Genomic DNA, 867 nt, shown 5'->3' with positions numbered 1-867 from the left:
CCGTGATCATGGCGACGCTGGTCGTCGGCCCCTTCTATCTGGTCGAGGGTCTGCACATGACACCCGCCCAGGCGGGGCTGGCGCTTTCGGTCGGGCCGGTCATCTCGGCTGTCGGGGGCGTGCCGATCGGGCGGCTGGTCGACCGGCTCGGCATCGTCGCGATGAGCCTTGCCGGGCTGGCGATCATGGCGGCGGGAGCGGCGGGGCTGGCTTTCAGCGAGGGGATCGTCGGCCTGCCGCGCTTCATCGGCTCGCTGATCGTGGTGATGGGCGGCTATGGCGTGTTTCAGATCTCCAACAACGCCGCGGTGATGGCGAAATCCTCTTCTGCAACGCGCGGCACCTTCGCCGGACTGATGAACCTGTCGCGCAATATCGGATTGGTCACCGGCGCGTCGGTGATGGCCTCGATCTTTTCCGCCACCGCGCACGATGGAGCTCCGGGCGGACTCGCCGCGGCGCACGGACTCAGGGCCACCTTCGCGACAGCCGCCGGCATGGCTGCCCTCGCAGTGGCAATCGGGCTATCGAGCGGCGCGGTCCCGATCTTGCGCCGCAACGCAAAACGCGGCGGCTGACGGCAAATTTCGGGCCGCGCCATCCGAAAGGTTGACGCGACCGACCAGCCGTATAGAAATGAACACGTCCATAAAACTGGACGCCCTGCACGTCCCAAAAGCTGGAGAGAACCAATGAAGCCGGTGACGACGGCGTCGCACATGTTGATCGGTGGCGATCTGGTGGCGAGCGAAAGCGGCGACTGGATCGATTCGATCGACCCCGCGACGGAGGAGGTGATCGGGCGCATTCCCAATGGCGACGCGCGCGACGTGGCCCGGGCGGTGGAGGCGGCGGATCGTGCGTGGG

At 66.9% G+C, this 867-nt stretch carries 2 protein-coding genes; both read left to right on the top strand.

Features of this window, described 5'->3' with window-relative positions:
- A partial coding sequence (locus NN5_RS24785) for an MFS transporter (RefSeq protein WP_169801062.1) occupies positions 1-578 on the top strand: 578 nt, incomplete at its 5' end.
- Between the two features lie 114 nt (positions 579-692).
- A partial coding sequence (locus NN5_RS26195; RefSeq protein ID WP_157081339.1) for an aldehyde dehydrogenase family protein occupies positions 693-867 on the top strand: 175 nt, incomplete at its 3' end.

Source organism: Novosphingobium naphthalenivorans NBRC 102051 (genome assembly GCF_001590985.1).
In the GTDB taxonomy this organism is placed as follows: Bacteria; Pseudomonadota; Alphaproteobacteria; order Sphingomonadales; family Sphingomonadaceae; genus Novosphingobium; species Novosphingobium naphthalenivorans.
Note: the sequence above shows the minus strand (reverse complement) of the source record. Positions and strands in the feature narration are given on the sequence as shown.